Source organism: [Actinomadura] parvosata subsp. kistnae, assembly GCF_900323885.1.
Lineage (GTDB): Bacteria > Actinomycetota > Actinomycetes > Streptosporangiales > Streptosporangiaceae > Nonomuraea > Nonomuraea composti.
The window spans coordinates 158,084-173,076 of record NZ_OOHJ01000013.1; the positions used below are offsets into that span (position 1 = coordinate 158,084).

Annotated in this window: 13 protein-coding genes; 5 read left to right on the top strand and 8 right to left on the bottom strand. The window is 73.3% G+C overall.

What is annotated here, in order from left to right:
• Positions 1–11 precede the first annotated feature (11 nt).
• Positions 12–908, bottom strand: a complete 897-nt coding sequence (locus tag KIS93_RS14060) for a haloalkane dehalogenase (RefSeq protein WP_080046290.1) — start codon at positions 906–908, stop codon at positions 12–14.
• A gap of 71 nt (positions 909–979) precedes the next feature.
• On the bottom strand, positions 980–2,731 hold the full coding sequence (locus tag KIS93_RS14065) for a hypothetical protein (protein ID WP_155129411.1): 1,752 nt from the start codon (positions 2,729–2,731) through the stop codon (positions 980–982).
• A 247-nt stretch (positions 2,732–2,978) separates the two neighbouring features.
• Between KIS93_RS14065 and KIS93_RS14070 the strand changes: the two genes are divergently transcribed.
• From KIS93_RS14070 to KIS93_RS14085, 4 genes are all read left to right on the top strand, one after another.
• Positions 2,979–4,508 carry an MFS transporter gene (locus tag KIS93_RS14070; protein WP_080046291.1) on the top strand — a complete coding sequence of 510 codons (1,530 nt, stop codon included), beginning with the start codon at positions 2,979–2,981 and terminating at the stop codon, positions 4,506–4,508.
• A gap of 8 nt (positions 4,509–4,516) precedes the next feature.
• Positions 4,517–5,341 carry a DoxX family protein gene (locus KIS93_RS14075; protein ID WP_080046292.1) on the top strand — a complete coding sequence of 275 codons (825 nt, stop codon included), beginning with the start codon at positions 4,517–4,519 and terminating at the stop codon, positions 5,339–5,341.
• 77 nt (positions 5,342–5,418) lie between these two features.
• Positions 5,419–6,438, top strand: a complete 1,020-nt coding sequence (locus KIS93_RS14080; RefSeq protein ID WP_080046293.1) for a LacI family DNA-binding transcriptional regulator — start codon at positions 5,419–5,421, stop codon at positions 6,436–6,438.
• 127 nt (positions 6,439–6,565) lie between these two features.
• A complete protein-coding gene (locus tag KIS93_RS14085) occupies positions 6,566–8,410 on the top strand; it encodes a ricin-type beta-trefoil lectin domain protein (protein WP_080046294.1) in 1,845 nt (614 codons plus the stop codon).
• A gap of 13 nt (positions 8,411–8,423) precedes the next feature.
• Here KIS93_RS14085 and sthA read toward each other — a convergent pair whose 3' ends face one another.
• Entirely contained in the window at positions 8,424–9,827 is a 1,404-nt protein-coding gene (gene sthA, locus KIS93_RS14090) for a Si-specific NAD(P)(+) transhydrogenase (RefSeq protein WP_080046295.1), read from the bottom strand.
• Between the two features lie 60 nt (positions 9,828–9,887).
• On the opposite strand from sthA, the gene KIS93_RS14095 reads away from it, so the two are divergent.
• Entirely contained in the window at positions 9,888–10,718 is an 831-nt protein-coding gene (locus KIS93_RS14095; protein ID WP_080046296.1) for a PhzF family phenazine biosynthesis protein, read from the top strand.
• Here KIS93_RS14095 and KIS93_RS14100 read toward each other — a convergent pair.
• From KIS93_RS14100 to KIS93_RS14120, 5 genes are all read right to left on the bottom strand, one after another.
• On the bottom strand, positions 10,696–11,601 hold the full coding sequence (locus KIS93_RS14100) for a 5-oxoprolinase subunit C family protein (RefSeq protein WP_080046297.1): 906 nt from the start codon (positions 11,599–11,601) through the stop codon (positions 10,696–10,698). The two genes, KIS93_RS14095 and KIS93_RS14100, sit on opposite strands and share 23 nt — an antisense overlap.
• Positions 11,598–12,215 (bottom strand): 5-oxoprolinase subunit B family protein, encoded by a 618-nt coding sequence (locus KIS93_RS14105; protein ID WP_080046298.1) that lies wholly within the window; start codon positions 12,213–12,215, stop codon positions 11,598–11,600. The genes KIS93_RS14100 and KIS93_RS14105 overlap by 4 nt, the downstream gene beginning before the upstream one ends.
• Positions 12,212–12,967 carry a LamB/YcsF family protein gene (locus KIS93_RS14110; RefSeq protein WP_080046299.1) on the bottom strand — a complete coding sequence of 252 codons (756 nt, stop codon included), beginning with the start codon at positions 12,965–12,967 and terminating at the stop codon, positions 12,212–12,214. Before KIS93_RS14110 ends, KIS93_RS14105 begins: the two co-directional genes overlap by 4 nt.
• Positions 12,968–13,032: 65 nt before the next feature.
• Positions 13,033–14,523 (bottom strand): hypothetical protein, encoded by a 1,491-nt coding sequence (locus KIS93_RS14115; protein ID WP_230465902.1) that lies wholly within the window; start codon positions 14,521–14,523, stop codon positions 13,033–13,035.
• 193 nt (positions 14,524–14,716) lie between these two features.
• Positions 14,717–14,941 carry a hypothetical protein gene (locus tag KIS93_RS14120; RefSeq protein WP_080046301.1) on the bottom strand — a complete coding sequence of 75 codons (225 nt, stop codon included), beginning with the start codon at positions 14,939–14,941 and terminating at the stop codon, positions 14,717–14,719.
• Between the last annotated feature and the right edge of the window lie 52 nt (positions 14,942–14,993).

The following is a 14,993-nucleotide window of genomic DNA, read 5'->3' on the forward strand; positions in this document are numbered from 1 at the left end:
GTCCTGACACGCTAGGTGGAGGTCACGAAAAGGGCTATCTGACGGCCGAGCTCGGGCCCCGCGTCCTCCTGGAGGAAGTGCCCGGCGCCCTTGATCACGGGATGTCGCAGGCCGGCGGCGCCGCGCAGCGATTCGCGCAAGATGGGAGCCATGCCCCCGGTGATCGGGTCGCCGTCGGAGAACGCCACCAGGACGGGCCGGTCGAGTGCGGTGAGGATCCGCCAGGCGGCGCGGTTCGCGGGCGCGGCGGGGTCGTCGGGGGTGATCGGCACCAGCCCCGGCATGGCGCGCGGCCCCGCCTTGTACGACTCGTCGGGAAAGGGCGCGTCGTAGGCCGCCCGCACGTCCTTGGACAGCTCGGTGCGGCAGCCCGCCTGCACCAGCCGGGCGATGTCCAGGACGGGCGCCTTCAGCACGGCGTCCCTGAACCGGTGCCACACCTCGGGCATGGGAATGTCACCCGTCGGCAAGCCCGTGTTGGCGGCCACGATCCTGGCCACCCGCTCCGGGTGCTCGGCGGCCACCCGCAGCCCGATCAGCCCGCCCCAGTCCTGGCCGACGACCGTCATGCCGGTCAGGCCGAGCGCGTCGAGCAGCAGGGCGCGCGTCCACTCGACGTGCCGGGCGTAGGAGTGGTCGGCCAGGTCGGCGGGCTTGTCGGAGCGGCCGAAACCGATCAGATCCACCGCGATCGCCCGCAGCCCCGCCGCGGCCAGCTCGGGCATGACGTGCCGGTAGAGGAAGGACCAGCTCGGCTCGCCGTGCAGCAGCACGACCGGCTCGCCGTCCTCGGGGCCGTCCTCGACGTACGCCATGCGCAGGCCGTCACCGACCTCGGCGTAGCGGGGCTCGTAGGGGAAGCCGGGCAGGTCCGCGAAGCGATCGCCGGGCGTGCGGAGGATGCGCATAGAACAAGGTTCTACCCCGTGCGCGCGGTGGGCGCCAGCAGTGCTTGCGCCGCCCAGGGCGCCACTGGACGCTAGCGGCGCTGGTGGCGGCCGGGGAACTCGCCGACCAGCACCTCCTTGGGCGTCACCCGCAGCACGTCGGAGTCGGCCCTGGCGATCCCGCGCACCTCCACCCAGAACCGGCGCTGCAACGGGTCGGTGGCGAACACCGCCACCCGGGGATCGGCCTCGATCGCCTCCCACGCCGCCGTCTCGGCGATCAGGCGCAGCTCGCCCGAGGACGTCACCGACGCCACCGCCCCGGCGACCCGGGGGCCGAGGGCGTCGCCGTAGGACAGGACGATGCTGCGGGCGTACGAGAAGGTCTGGCGCACCTCGGGCTCCAGCGCGACCGACGGTCCGGCGCCCACGGGCAGGTCGCACATGAGCAGGGACGAGCGCGACGGGCCCGGCCCGCCCCGCCACCAGGCGCGCAGCCCGCGCACCGCGAACACGAGCGCCACCGCCCCCAGCGCCCCGAGCCCGGCCCGCCACGCCCAGGCCCCGCCCGGCGTCCCTGCGAGGAGACCGCCCGCCGCGCAGGCCACCGCCGCCGCCACGACCAGCCAGGTCGCGCCGGCCAGCCACGGGTCGCCCCGGTGGCGGGCGCGCAGGTAGCCGCGCACCATCGGGAACGGCACCGCCACCGCGGCCACCGCCGCCCTCGGCTCCACCGCCAGCGCCCCCGCCGCCAGCGTCATCAGCACCGACCACGTCCGGCCGAGCACGATCCAGAGCGTCACGCCGACGTTGCGCCGCGCGGCCCGCTCGCTCTCCCGCGCCGGAGCCGTGACGGCCAGTGCCCGCAGCGGGCGCCCCCGCCACGACTCGGCCAGCGCCCGGACGCCGGCCAGCGCCGGCCGGCCGAGCACCACGATGCCCGCGAGCCCGGCCCACACGGGGTCGAGCAGGGACGGCACCCGTACCGCGCCGAGCACCAGCCACGCCGCGAACGCGATCACAGACAGGACCGCCGACACCACCGACACGCCGAGCCAGGGGTCGCGGCGGAGCATCGCCGCCACGTACGTCCATAGGCCGACCCGCCGCGCCTGCCGCAGGGTGAGCGGGACGAGCAGCAGGAGCACGCCCCAGCCGGCCAGCCGCGCCTCGGTGCCTCGCCCGAGCAGCAGCGCGCACGCGGCGATCGCCGGGGTGGCCACGGCGAGCAGCAGCCGCACCTGGCGCGCCCAGATCTCCAAAGCGCGCCTGGCCCGGCCGCTCTCGCGCGGGTCGATCGGCCAGGCGGGGTCGTGGTGGCGGCGCGGCGGCTCCCAGCGCAGCAGGGCCAGGCCGAGGTTCACGCGGGCCTGCCGATCGTCGGGGTCGGCGGCGAGCGCGGCCAGATAGGAGCGCTCGGCGCGGGCGTGCTCGCCGCGCAGCAGGGCGAGGTCGCCCAGCATCACCTCGGGCCCGGGCTGCTCGGGCGCGAACTTCCTGGCCAGCCCGGCCTGCTCGACCGCCTCGGCCCAGCGTCCCGGCGTGCGGCGCAGCACCGCGGCCAGCCGCAGCCGGGCCTGCCAGGAGCCGCGGGCCAGCTCCACGGCACGCTCGGCGGCGGGCAGGGCCTCGGCGTCGCGGCCCAGCCGCTCGTGGGCCAGGCTGATCAGCCGGTGCGCCCACTCGGAGCCGGGGTCGAGGTCGGCGGCGTGCCGGGCGGCGTCCAGAGCGGATTCGGGACGGCCGGCGTCCAGCCTGGTCAGGGCCTCCTCGCACCATTCGCGTGAGGACCGGTCGGAGGGGGTGCGTTTCCTGCCACTTTCGTCGGTCCCCACGAGTCCCATGATCGGCGGGCAGCTGATTAATGGATAGATCCCGACATATGGCTGTATCTCTCTAGAGAGGTGTGCGGTGACCGTGGATCGGCCGATACCGCTATCACAACCCCCCGGCATGGCCTAAGCTGCCACGCAAGCCGGGAGCGCCGGAACCACTCCGCGCAGCTCGAAAGGAGACGAGCCGCGGTTCCGCCGCCGCCGACCACCAGTAAGTAGCGGGCCCTGTGACGCGGATCGGCCTGCGAGGAGGCCCATGACCGTCACACAGGCCACGTCCTTCGTCCGCACTGCCGACCGCGACCCCCAGGATCGACGCTGGTCCATCCTGGTGCTGCTCTGCCTGAGCCTGCTGCTGATCACGGTCGACGCCACGGTGCTGCACATCGCGGTGCCCGCGCTCACGGCCGCGCTCGAACCCTCCGCGGTGCAACTGCTGTGGATCATCGACATCTACTCGCTGGTCGTCGCGCCGCTGCTGATCGTGTTCGGCACGCTCGGCGACAAGTACGGCCGCAAGCGGCTGGTCCTGTGGGGCTACGTATTGTTCGGCCTGGCCTCGGCGGCTGCCGCGTGCGCCCAGACCCCGCTGGCCCTGGTGCTGGCCAGGGCGCTGCTCGGCGTCGGCGGCGCGATGATCATGCCGGCCACGCTCTCGCTGATCCGCCAGGTCTTCACCGACCGGCGCGAGCGCGCCATCGCCCTCGGCGTCTGGAGCGCCGTCGCGGCGGCCGGCGCCGCGGTCGGGCCGCTCGTCGGCGGCGTGCTCGTCGGCATCTGGTGGGGCGCGGTCTTCCTCATCAACGTGCCCATCCTGCTGGTGCTGCTGCCCGCCGCGATCCGCCTGCTGCCCGACTCGCGCGGGCGCCGCGACCGGCCCTGGGACGCGGTCAGCGCCGTCCTGTCCGTGGCCGGCATCCTGGCGCTGGCCTTCGGGCTCAAGGAGGCGGGGTCGGGCAGCCTGATGCCGTTCTGGGCGTCGATCGCGGTGTTCCTGGCCGGGGTGGCGCTGCTGGTGGCGTTCGTCCGCCGGCAGACCCGGCTGCCCGCCCCGTTCCTGGAGATCGGCCTGTTCCGGCGGCGCGAGTTCACCACCGGGGTCGCGGGCGTGCTGCTCGGCGTGTTCGCGCTGGTCGGCCTGCAGCTCATGCTCGCCCAGTACCTGCAGCTCGTCCTCGGCGACAGCCCCGTGCGCGCGGCCCTGCGGATGCTGCCGCTCGTGCTGTCGGCCGTCACCGGCGGGCTGGCCGCCGCCCACATCCTGCCCAGGGTCGGCATGCGGGCCACCATGAGCGGCGGGCTGGCCCTCGTCGCGCTCGCCCTGACCCCCACCCTGACCTGGGGCGTCGAGGGTCATCCTGTGATGCTCGCGGTGTGCTTCGTGGGCATCGGGTTCGGGGTGCAGGTGGCGCTGCTCGCCGCCTCCGACACGATCATGGCCGCCGCCCCCGAGTCGCAGGCGGGCGGGGCCGCGGCCATCGAGGAGACCGCGTACGAGCTGGGCGCCGGCCTGGGCGTGGCCGTGCTCGGCACGATCACCACGATCGTGTACGCCCCCGGCCTGCCGTCCGTGCCCGGCGTGTCCGACGGCGGCATGGATCAGGCCAGGCAGTCGCTGGCCGCCGCCGCCCACGTCGCCCACGAGGTGGGCGGCCCGGCCGGGGGCGCGCTGCTCGACGCCGCCCGCTGGGCCTTCGTCAACGCCCTGCACACGACCGTGGTCGTGAGCGTCGTCCTGCTCAGCCTGACCGCCGTCGTGGTGGCCATGCTGCTCAGCCGTGATTGAGGTGTGCCATGTCCCGATTAGGGCAGACAACTACCGTGAAACAGGTCCTCCGTGATCTTGCCGCTTTAGTCGCCCGCCTCGCGGTGGGCGGTATCTTCTTCGCCAACGGCTGGGCCAAGCTGGAGGACGGCCTCAAGATCACCGGGGCCAAGTTCCTGGAGCAGGGCGCGCCCGCGCCCGGCGCGTGGGCCACGGTGACCATGCTCGCCGAGCTCATCGGCGGCGCGCTGCTCATCGCCGGCCTCGCGGTCTCCACCACCGGGCTCATTCTCTTCGCCGAGGCGCTGGCGGTCTTCCTCGTGGCCCCGCCGCTCAACCCCATCACCATGAACGAGCTCATCCTGCTCGGCTCCGCCTCCCTCCTGCTCGCCGTGGTCGGCGCGGGACGCATCTCGGTGGACCACATGGTGGTGATCCGGCGCAGGGAGTCGGAGGCGGCCGACGAGTTCGCCGCCGACACCGAGGCCGACCGCGTCATCGCCGCCCTCCGGGACCCGGACGACCGGCCCGCCCCGCCTCCGGAGCCCGCTGTCACGGACGACACGGTGCCGCAGCCCCGGGTCCGCACGCAGGCGTCCGCTCGCGGCCGGGCGGGCGCCGAGACGCCGGCGTCCGCTCGTGATCAGGCGGGCGCAGAGACGCAGGCGTCCACTCGTGATCAGGCGGGCGGCGAGACGCGGGCGGGCGAGCCGGAACGCCCCCAGCAGAGGGATCCCGAGCCCGCCAAGCCCAAGCGCACCGAGGAGACCTCGGCCGCGCCCGTGCCGGGTGACACGCTGGTCGCGGGCCGCAAGAAGCCGGCTCCCCGCAGCCGCCGCACCACCACCGACTGAACGCCGGCTGAATATCCTGGCGGCACGGGCCGAGCGAGGAGCGGCGATGGCGGGCAGGGTGCGGGCGAGGAGCGGCGATGGCGGGCAGGGTGCGGGCGACGGTGCGTGACGTCGCGGCCGAGACGGGCCTTTCCATCGCCACCGTCTCCCGCGTGCTCAACGGCCAGCCCAACGTCGCCCCCCACACCCGCGAGCTGGTGCTGCAGGCGGTCGGCCGGCTCGGCGCCCAGGCGCCCAGGCCGCGCGCCACGCCCGACGCGCCCGCGGGTGCGGTGTACGTGCGCTGCCCGTACGTGCTGACCGACTACTTCGGCCTGATCGTCTCCTCGGTGGGGGAGACGATCGAGCTGCACGGCCGGCAGATGATCCTCGGGGCGGGGGAGTCGGCGCAGCGCACGGCGGTGCTGCCGGGCCTGCCCGACCGGCCGGGGGTCGCGGGCGCGATCCTCGTGCTGCCTCCGGAGCCGGGCGAGGAGCTGGTACGCCTGCGCGACCGCGGCTTCCCGTTCGTGGTGATCGACCCGCGCACCCCGCCGCCGAAGGACATCGTGGCGGTGTCGGCCGCGCACTTCGCGAGCGGGCGCAAGCTGATGGCGCACGTGGTGGAGCTGGGCCACCGGCGGGTCGGGATCATCGGCGGCCCGGTGAAGTGGCTGCCCAGCGAGGCGCGGCTGGCCGGCTACACCGCCTCGCTGGCCGACGCGGGCGTGCTGCCGGCCCCCGAGCTGCTGCGGCACGTCCCCGAGCCGAACATCGAGCACGGCTACCTGGCCGCCCGCGAGCTGCTGGACCTGCCGGAGCGGCCGACGGCGCTGGTGGCGTTCAACGACAAGATGGCGGTGGGGGCGCTGCGCGCGGCGGCCGAGCGCGGCCTGAGCGTGCCCCGCGACCTGTCGGTGGCGGGCTTCGACGACATCGACATCAGCAGGGCGGCCTCGCCCGCCCTCACCACCGTGCGCCAGCCGTTGCAGGAGATGGGCCGGATGGCGGTCACGCTGCTGATGCGGCTGCTCAGCAGGCACACCCTGGAGGCGCTGCACGTCTCCCTCGGCACGGAGCTGGTCGTGCGCGGCTCCACGGGCCCGGCGCCGCGCTGACTGTTTCATTTGTTACATCGGTTGACGAGGCAGTCAGCCCATGTTTCGCTGCTCGGAGCAAGCGGTGTTTCGGCACTGTTTCATTTGTTTCAAGGGCATCACCCCCCGGCCCTGAGAGGACTCCGCCGTGCCCAGAATCCTCCTGGCGCTCGCCTGCGCCCTCGCGCTGGTGGCCGCCGCGCCCCTGCCGGCGCTGGCCGCCGGCGAGAGCGTGAACGTCTGGCTCACCACCACCTCCGACGCGGGCGGGCGCACCGTCACCCGCGGCCTGGCCCAGCAGGCCCCCATCGCCTTCGGCCCCGCGGGCGGCAGCGCCGACCGTACCGTGACCGTCAACGAGGGCGTCACCTACCAGCAGTTCGAGGGCGGCGGCGCGTCGATCACCGACACGACCGCGTACCTGCTGCGCGGCGGCCCCGTCAGCGCGGCCACGCGTGACGCGGTCATGCGCAAGCTGTTCCACCCCACGGACGGGATCGGCCTGTCGTTCGTCCGCAACCCGATCGGCGCCTCCGACCTGTCGCGGCCCGGCATGGTCTCGCTCGACGACACCTGCTGCGACCTGAGCGACTTCGGCGCCAACGGCTACGACACGAACGTCCGCCTCCTGACCGTCCAGGCCAAGCAGCTCAACCCGGCCCTGCGGGTCAAGGCCGTGCCGTGGAGCGCGCCCGGCTGGATGAAGGACAACGGCCGCATGGACCAGATGGGCTGGCTGAAGTGGGAGCACTACGGCACCTACGCCCAGTACCTCGTCAAGTACGTCCAGAGCTACCAGGCCGCCGGCGTGCCCATCGACTACCTGTCCGTCCAGAACGAGCCCAACTGCTGCCAGGCGGGCAACCCGACCGCCATGAACTACCCCGGCATGTCGTGGAACGCCTCCGGCCTCGTCGAGCTGACCAAGAACTTCGTCTACCCGGCCTTCCGCGCCGCCGGCATCGGCACGAAGGTGCTCGTCCACGACTGGAACTACGGCGACTACGGCCAAATCGGCGGCCCCATCCTGGCCGACGCGGCGCTGCGGAACGACCCGCTGTTCGGCGGCATCGCCTGGCACGGCTACTACGGTGACCCGGCGGTCGGCAGCCAGGTGCACGACCAGTACCCGTCGGTCAAGCAGTTCAGCACCGAGCACTCCGGCGGCACCTGGATCACCAACCAGCACAACGAGGACATGGCCGACATCGTCACCTATGCCCGCAACTGGAGCAGCAGCCTGGTCAAGTGGAGCCTCGCGCTCAACCAGAACATGGGCCCGCACAACGGCGGCTGCGGCACCTGCACCGGCCTGATCACCGTCCAGGAGGGCGGCTCCCGCGCCGGCCAGGTGGACTACACGATCGAGTACTACACGACCGGGCACCTGACCAAGTTCGTCAAGCCGGGCGCCCGCCGCATCGACTCCACGGCCGACGCGACGATCCAGAACGTCGCCTACCGCAACCCCGACGGCTCGAAGGCGCTGATCGCCCACAACGGCGGCACCTCCGCCCGCTCCCTCAGGGTGAACTGGGGCGGCCAGTCCTTCGTCTACACCCTGCCCGCCCGCACCACCGCCACCTTCACCTGGTCCGGCACCCCGTCCTCAGGCGGCGGCCCGATCACCGGGCTGGCCGGCAAGTGCGTGGACGTCGCCGGCGGCAGCAGCGCCGACGGCACCGCCGTCCAGCTCCACACCTGCAACGGCACCGCCGCCCAGCAGTGGACCCGCCCCGGCGACGGCACGCTGCGCGCCCTCGGCAAGTGCCTCGACGTCCGCGACCGCGCCACCGCCGACGGCAGCCGGCTCCAGCTCTGGTCCTGTACGGGCGGCGCCAACCAGCAGTGGACCCACACCCCAGGCCGCGACCTGGTGAACCCGGCGGCGGACAAGTGCGCCGACGTCACCGGCAACACCAGCGCCGACGGCACCCCCTTGCAGCTGTGGACCTGCACGGGCGCCGCCAACCAGAAGTGGAACCTCTCGTGAGGAGAGGCCCGGCTCACATCTCCGCGGTGAGCCGGGCCACCGTCCGCATCTTGTTCATCGCGTCCAGCGCCGCCACCTTGTACGACTCCGCCAGCGTCGGATAGTTGAACACCGCGTTGACCAGGTAGTCGATCGTGCCGCCGCACCCCATGACCGTCTGTCCGATGTGCACCAGCTCCGTCGCCTGCGTGCCGAACACGTGCACGCCCAGCAGCCGCCGGTCCTCCGACGACACCAGCAGCTTCAGCATCCCGTACGAGTCGCCGATGATCTGCCCCCTGGCCAGCTCCCGGTAGCGCGAGATGCCCACCTCGAACGGCACCTTCTCCCGGGTCAGCTCGTCCTCCGACTTCCCGACGAAGCTGATCTCGGGGATGGTGTAGATCCCGATCGGCGGCAGCTCGTGCAGGTCTCCCGCCGGCTCGCCGCAGGCGTGCTGCGCGGCCAGCCGCCCCTGCTCCATCGACGTGGCCGCCAGCGCGGGGAAGCCGATCACGTCGCCCACGGCGTAGATGTGCGGCACCTCCGTGGCGTAGTTCTCATCCACCTTGATCCGGCCCCGGTCGTCGGCGGCCAGGCCGGCGGCCTCCAGGTTCAGCTCGGCCGTCTTGCCCTGGCGGCCCGCCGAGTACATGACGCAGTCGGCCGGGATCTTCTTGCCGCTCTCCAGCAGGGTCAGCGCGCCGCGCGGGCGCCGCTCCACGGCCGCCACCGTCTCCCCGAACCGGAACGTCACCGCCAGGTCGCGCAGGTGGTACTTGAGCGCCTCGATGATCTCCAGGTCGCAGAACTCCAGCATGCGCTCGCGCCGCTCCACCACCGTCACCTTGGTGCCGAGCGCGGCGAACATGGAGGCGTACTCGATGCCGATCACCCCGGCCCCCACCACGACCAGCGTCTCCGGCACCTTGTCGAGGTGCAGGATCGCGTCGGAGTCGATCACCGTCCGGTCGTCGAACTCGACGCTGGACGGGCGCGCGGGCGAGGTGCCCGTGGCGATCACGATCTTGTCGGCGGTGACCTTCTTCTCCTCCTCGCCCGTGATGCCGATCGTGTGCTCGTCGAGGAAACGGCCGGTGCCCTGCAACACCGTCACGTGGTTGCGGGCGAGCTGGCTGCGGATCACCTGGATCTCGCGGCCGATCACGTGCTGGGTGCGCATCCCCAGGTCGGCGACCGTGATCTCGTCCTTGACGCGGTAGCTGGCGCCGTACAGCTCCCGCTGGTTGAGCCCCGTCAGGTAGAGGACCGCCTCGCGCAGGGTCTTGGACGGGATCGTGCCCGTGTTGATGCAGACGCCGCCGATCATGTGCCGTTTCTCGACCACCGCGACGCGCCTGCCGAGTTTCGCCGCCGCTATCGCGGCCTTCTGCCCACCGGGCCCCGAGCCGAGGACCACCACATCAAAGTCCGCCACACCGTCCAGTCTGCGGGCGGCATGTTAACGAGGAAAGACCCGTCTGGGAGACTCCGGAGTATGTTGCGCAGATTCACGCAAGTCGACGTGTTCGCCTCAGGCCCGTACACCGGGAACCCGCTCGCGGTCGTGCTCGACGGCGAGGGGCTGAGCACCGAGGAGATGCAGCGGTTCGCCCGGTGGACGAACCTGTCGGAGACCACCTTCCTGCTGCCGCCGACCACGCCGCAGGCCGACTACCGGGTCCGGATCTTCACCCCGGACGCCGAGCTGCCGTTCGCCGGGCACCCGACGCTCGGCTCCTGCCACGCCTGGCTGGAGGCCGGGGGCGAGCCGCGCGAGAAGGACGAGCTGGTGCAGGAGTGCGGGGTCGGGCTGGTCCGCCTGTCCGCCACCGGCGGCGGGCTGTCCTTCCAGGCGCCGCCCCTGCTCCGCTCCGGCCCCGTCGACGACGAGCTCCTCGACCGGATCATCGCCTCCCTCGGCATCACCCGGGACGACGTCGTCGCCGCCGAATGGGCCGACAACGGCCCCGGCTGGGTCGGGCTGCTGCTCGCCGACGCCGAGGCGGTGCTCGCGCTGCGCCCCGGCACGGTGCCGCACGACGTCGGCGTGGTGGGGCTCTACCCGGAGGGGGCGCCGTGCGCGTACGAGGTGCGGGCGTTCTTCCCCTCGCAGGGCGCCACCGTGGAGGACCCGGTCACGGGCAGCCTGAACGGCTCCCTGGCCCAGTGGCTGCTGCGCACGGGCCGCGTCAAGGCCCCGTACGTGGCCGCGCAGGGCACGGCGATCGGCCGCGCGGGCCGCATCCGCATCACCACGGGCCCGGAGGAGGACGTCTGGGTCGGCGGCGACGTGATCACCAGCATCACCGGGCAGGTGGAGCTGTAGCCCCCCGGGTGGTGAAGCGGACCTCGTCGCCCGGCCTGAGCTGGGCGAGCACCGGCAGATCCGCCTCGCGGACGACGCCGATCACCGGATAGCCGCCGGTGGGCGGGTGGTCGGCGAGGAACACGATCGGCTGCCCGCTCGGCGGCACCTGCACCGCCCCGGTCACCATGCCCTCGCTGGGCAGCTCGCCCTCCTTGGCCCGCTCCAGCCGCGCCCCGCGCAGGCGCACGCCGACGCGGTTGCTGTCCTGTGTCACCGTGTACGGCCGCGCGCACAGCTCCGCCAGCGCCTCCGGCACGAACCAGTCGTCCCGCGGCCCCGGCACCACACCCACCACGGCCGGCCGCGGCCCGGGCAGCGGCGCGAGGTCCACGGAGATCTCGCCCTCGGGCGGCCCGACCGGTAGCAGCGTGCCGGCCCGTAGCGGCTCGGGCCCCAGCCCGGACAGCGAGTCGGTGGAGCGGCTGCCGAGCACGGGCTCGACCGCGATCCCGCCGCGCACCGCCAGATACGTGCGCAACCCCCACAGGGGCGCCCCCAGCCGCAGCTCGCCGCCCGCCGGCACCCAGAACGGCACCCCCATGCCGGCGGCACGCCTGCCGGCCGCCGCCTCCGTCGGCAGCCCGGTCGCCGTCGCGATCGACACCTGGGCCGGCGGCGCCCCGGTCAGCGCCGCCCACGCGCCGTCGAGGAAGCGCAGCCGCGCCCCGCCGAACGTCAGCTCGATCCCGGCCAGCGTCTCGGCGTTGCCGACGAGCCGGTTGGCCAGCCGCAGGCTCGGCGCGTCGGCCGCGCCGGAGCGGGGCACGCCGAGGTGGGCGTACCCGGGCCGCCCGAGGTCCTGGACCGTCGCGTAGGGGCCGGGGTGCTGTACCTCGATCATGCCGCCTCGAACCGCACGCGCGTGCCGGGCCGGAACAACGACGGCGGATCGCTCGCCACGTCCCACACCCGCACCGGCGTGCGCCCGATCAGCCGCCAGCCGCCCGGCGACGCCGACGGGTACACCGCCGAGTAAGGCCCCGCCACGGCCACGGACCCGGCGGGCACCGACGTGCGCGGCGTGTCCAGCCTGGGCAGGTGCAGCACCGGATCCAGCCCGGTCAGGTAGGCGAACCCGGGCGCGAACCCGAGCCACCCCACCACCAGCTCCCGCCCGGTGTGCCGGGCGACCACCTCGCTGACGGAGATCCCGGCCAGCGCCGCCACGGAATCGAGATCGGCCCCGTCATAGACCACGGGAATCGTCACGAGCGGATGCCCGTCGGCGGCCCCCGCGACGGCCTGGTCCCGCTCGGCGCGGGCGACCTCCTCCAGCCGCGCCCGCAACCGCCGCTGGTCGGCGCCGGGAGCCACGACGAGCACCGTCTCGGGCCCCGGCACGACCTCCACGACCCCCTCGGGCGGCGCCGCCCGCAGCGCCGCGTCGACCCGGTGCGACAGCTCCAGCGACCCCGTCTCCACGAGCAGCCCGTGCTCCCCGGCCGTGCGGATCACGTGAACGCCTGCAGGACCACTCCGGCCGCCAGCAGCTCGTCACGCACCCCCTGCGCGAGCCTGACGGCGTCAGGCGTGTCACCGTGGACGCAGATGGAACGCGCCGATATGGGCACCGAACTCCCGTCAGCGGCCGTCACAGAGCCTTCCACGGCCATCTGGCGGGCACGGGCGGGCACCGCGTCGGGGTCGTGGATCACGGCGCCGGGCTCCCGGCGCGGCACCAGGGTGCCCTGCGGGGTGTAGGCGCGGTCGGCGAAGGCCTCGCTCACGGTCGGCACGCCCTCGGCCGCCGCCACCTTGTGCACGACGGAGCCGGGCAGCGTGAGCACCGGCAGCGACGGGTCGTAGTCGGCCACCGCCTCGATGACCGCCGTCGCCTGGGCCTCGTCGCGGCAGATCCGGTTGTAGAGGGCGCCGTGCGGCTTGACGTAGGAGACCCGCCCGCCCATCGCCCTGGCGATGCCGTCGACGGCGGCGAGCTGGTAGAGCACCTCGGCGCACAGCTCCTCCGGCTCGACGTCCATCTCCCTGCGCCCGAAGTGGGCCAGGTCACGGTAGGACACCTGGGCGCCGATCGCCACGCCCCGGTCGACGGCCGCCGCGCACGTGCGCCGGATCGTCACCGGGTCGCCCGCGTGGAAGCCGCACGCCACGTTGGCGCTCGTCACGATGTCGAGCAGGGCGAGGTCGTCGCCCAGCCGCCAGATGCCGAAACCCTCGCCCAGGTCCGCGTTGAGGTCGATCACCATGCGTCCATCATGGCGGGTGGGGCGGCCCCGGCGCGACGCACAACGTCGCAAGCCGCCGCCGTGAGCTAGAACTCGTCGGGAATGTCCGCGATGTCGTCGAGGGCGGCCGCCAGCTCCTCCGGGTCGCCGCCGATCCGCTCGGCGATCTCGATCAGTACGTGCAGGACGTCGTGGCGGTCGTGCCCGAGGTCGAGCAGGCGCTGCGCCGCCTCCCAGAGCTGCGGCGGGTCGCCGTCCCACAGGCGGGTCGCGATCTCCTCGTGCCAGGCCAGGTGCTCCTGGTCGATCGCGCCGCCGTGGTCGATCTCGAGTAACGTGCGCCGGTCGGCCTGGTCGGCCGGGTCGAGCTGGTCGAGCTCGATGCCGTTGTGCGTGCCCTGCAAGTAGGGGAACGCGAAGGCCCGCCTGGCCAGCGCCGACAGGTCGCCGTCGGGCAGCAGCCGCTCCAGCAGCGGCCGGTCGAGCCCGAACGACGTCGGGTCGCGATAGGCCTCGGGGAACTTCCCGGTCGCCTCCCACACCGCGTCGAGCGTGGCCTTCAGCCCCTGCTCGGGCAGCCCCGTGCGGTGCGCGGCGAAGCGCACCCACGCCGACAGCACGTGCGGCATCGCCTCCTGCTCGGCGACGCTCAGCATCACCTTGCGCGGCAGCCAGTCGAGCAGGAACGTCTCGCACTTGGTCGGGCTCACCCGCAGCGGCCGGTTGAAGTCCTGCTCGCAGCCGTAGTCGATGATGTGGTCGGCGCAGCGCGAGGCCGCCGACGGGTCGGACAGATGCTCGGCCGCGTCGGAGGCCAGGAACTCGGCCGCCAGCATGGCCCGCCGCTCCCTGCTGTAGGGGGCCTCGATGTGCAGCGGCGCCGGCCGCTTGCGCCCCGGCGGCAGCGCCTTGAGCCGGGCGCGGGCGAAGGCGTGGTAGGCGCTGTAGCTCTCGCTGACGGGCGGCGGCGTCTTCGGCTCCCTCGTGGCCTTCATCGCCGACTCCAGCAGCGCCCTGGCCTGCTCGGGCTGGATCTCCTCGAACAGCAGCAGCGGGTTGCCCGCCGCCTCGGCCCTGGCCTGCTCCAGCAGCTTGTCGACGTGCGAGGAGACCCAGGCGTCGCGGGCCATGCCGCTCATGTTGTAGTCGACCACCATGACCAGCGCGTGGCGGTCGATCGGCTGCTCGCCGTCGTTCCAGCGGTAGGCGAAGGTGCAGATCACGGTGTCCTGGTCGCCGTAGGCGTCGCGCGAGACGTAGCAGCCGGCCGGCTTGACCGCGCCGACCCGGTCGGCCCAGCCGGGCCTGGCCACGCCCGACTCCATCATGGCCAGCGCGGCGCCCTCGGCCTTGGCGCCCTGGCGGGCCGTGCCGAGGTAGGCCAGGCAGATCAGCAGCGTCAGCGAGGCCGGCGTGCCAGCCTTGGCCGCGTAGTCGACCAGCCCCTCACCGAGCACCTGCTCGACGTCACCGCCCCTGACACGCCTGCCCCACCAGGCTCCGATCATGTCGGAGACCATCAGCTCCGCGTCGAGAGGAGTGCGTACGGCCAGCAGCTCGCGAGCCGCCTGGACCATCTCCTTGAACACGTCGTCTGGCGGGGTGCTCTCCCGGGGATCTCGTCGGTGTCGGCGCACACCCTCACTCTCTCGTATTCCAGGCGTAAACGCTGCGGAGAACACGGCCCGGTGACCCCGATGTTATCGGGGAAGGCGCTTTCACCGGGCACGCCGGCGCGGGCGCCCCGTCTCCAGGCTCCCGGTCGCCGCCCTAGCGGAGGCTCCGGGGAGGAGGGGCCGAGTTCACGATCGCGAGCAGGTGCTCGCGCGCGATCCGTTCCACGATCTCGGGCGTGGCGGAGATGCCCAGATGCTGTGCGCACGCGCACACGTCGGCCACGCAGCGGTCGATCGTGTCCACGGGTACGGTCAGGAACTCTTCGGCCAGCCTGAGACTGACCGGCTCCCGCAGGAACCGTGTGGCCAGAGCGAGCATAGGAGTGAGATTCCTCTGGAGGCCCAGGGGCAAACCCCCAGGAATGTCTGCA

What these genes read in the sequence shown, in the direction of transcription:
- KIS93_RS14060 (WP_080046290.1), bottom strand. Translation starts at nt 908, where the DNA reads ATGCGCATCCTCCGCACGCCCGGCGATCGCTTCGCGGACCTGCCCGGC.
- KIS93_RS14115 (WP_230465902.1), bottom strand. Translation starts at nt 14,523, where the DNA reads ATGGTCCAGGCGGCTCGCGAGCTGCTGGCCGTACGCACTCCTCTCGAC.
- KIS93_RS14070 (WP_080046291.1), top strand. Translation starts at nt 2,979, where the DNA reads ATGACCGTCACACAGGCCACGTCCTTCGTCCGCACTGCCGACCGCGAC.
- KIS93_RS14095 (WP_080046296.1), top strand. Translation starts at nt 9,888, where the DNA reads ATGTTGCGCAGATTCACGCAAGTCGACGTGTTCGCCTCAGGCCCGTAC.
- KIS93_RS14100 (WP_080046297.1), bottom strand. Translation starts at nt 11,601, where the DNA reads ATGATCGAGGTACAGCACCCCGGCCCCTACGCGACGGTCCAGGACCTC.
- KIS93_RS14120 (WP_080046301.1), bottom strand. Translation starts at nt 14,941, where the DNA reads ATGCTCGCTCTGGCCACACGGTTCCTGCGGGAGCCGGTCAGTCTCAGG.
- KIS93_RS14080 (WP_080046293.1), top strand. Translation starts at nt 5,419, where the DNA reads ATGGCGGGCAGGGTGCGGGCGACGGTGCGTGACGTCGCGGCCGAGACG.
- KIS93_RS14065 (WP_155129411.1), bottom strand. Translation starts at nt 2,731, where the DNA reads ATGGGACTCGTGGGGACCGACGAAAGTGGCAGGAAACGCACCCCCTCC.
- KIS93_RS14075 (WP_080046292.1), top strand. Translation starts at nt 4,517, where the DNA reads ATGTCCCGATTAGGGCAGACAACTACCGTGAAACAGGTCCTCCGTGAT.
- KIS93_RS14110 (WP_080046299.1), bottom strand. Translation starts at nt 12,967, where the DNA reads ATGGTGATCGACCTCAACGCGGACCTGGGCGAGGGTTTCGGCATCTGG.